A 1,089-nucleotide genomic window follows, 5' to 3' on the forward strand; every position below is an offset into this window, starting at 1 on the left:
TTCCACCCTTCGACCAGCAACGTCACGGCCATATTCCGGACCGTTACCATCCTGCCCGAATCCACCGGCCGCGTTGCCGAGGTTTTCGTCGACGTGAATTCCAAGGTGAAGGCCGGTCAGCCGCTGTTCCGGCTCGACAGTTCCCAACAGGAGGCTGCGAAGGAAGTTGCCCAGCGGGCCATAACCGAAACCATTGCCGCAACGACGGTGGCGCAAACCGAACTCGTCGCCGCAGACGGGCTCATTCAGCAGGCACAAGGTTCATACCAGCAGGCGCAGGACGAACTGGCAACTCGGGAGGAATTGCTCCGGCGCAACGCGAGTACGGTCTCTGTTCGTGAGGTCGAGCGGTTGCGGATAACGGCCGATGGCCGAAGGGGCGCACTCGATGCTGCCATCGCCAACAAACAGACGCTTGAGACCAGGATAGCCGTACTTCTTCCCGCCCAGAAGGCTAGTGCAGAGGCGGCTCTGGCCCAAGCCCAGGTCGAACTGGACAAGACCACTGTCCGGGCGGGCATAAACGGGACTGTTCAGCAATTCACCCTTCGGGCCGGCGACGTTGTCAATACAATGATCCGGCCGGCAGGGATCATGGTGCCGGAAGAGGCCGGGCGAGGGACCTTGATTGCCGGCTTTGGCCAGATCGAAGCCCAGGTCATGAAGGTTGGCATGATCGCCGAGGCCACCTGTATCGGCAAACCCTTCAAGATCATCCCGATGGTCGTCGCCGAGGTGCAGGACGTCATTGCTGCCGGACAGTTTCGCGCGACAGACCAGTTGGTCGATTTGCAGCAGATCGCCCGGCCTGGAACGCTGACGGTTTTCCTGCAGCCGCTTTTCCCCGGGGATCTCGATGGAGTACCTCCGGGAAGCAGCTGCATAGCCAATGCCTACACAAACAACCACGACAGACTTCACGCGCCGGATATCGGTACCGGAGAGTGGCTCTACCTGCACGTGGTGGATGCGGTCGCACTTGTCCATGCCATGATCCTGCGGATGCAGGCGGTGATGTTGCCCGTGCAGACCCTTGTGTTGACGGGCCATTGAATAGTTTCGAACCGAAAGATTGCCGAAGACAATAAA

Annotated in this window: 1 protein-coding gene; it reads left to right on the top strand. The window is 60.0% G+C overall.

The genetic code is table 11. The features are described 5' to 3' along the window. The coding region (locus K9U38_RS21890; RefSeq protein ID WP_224496471.1) for an HlyD family secretion protein at positions 1 to 1,053 on the top strand (1,053 nt) is incomplete at its 5' end. Positions 1,054 to 1,089: the final 36 nt, after the last annotated feature.

It is taken from the genome of Phyllobacterium lublinensis, from assembly GCF_020164435.1.
GTDB lineage: Bacteria > Pseudomonadota > Alphaproteobacteria > Rhizobiales > Rhizobiaceae > Phyllobacterium > Phyllobacterium lublinensis.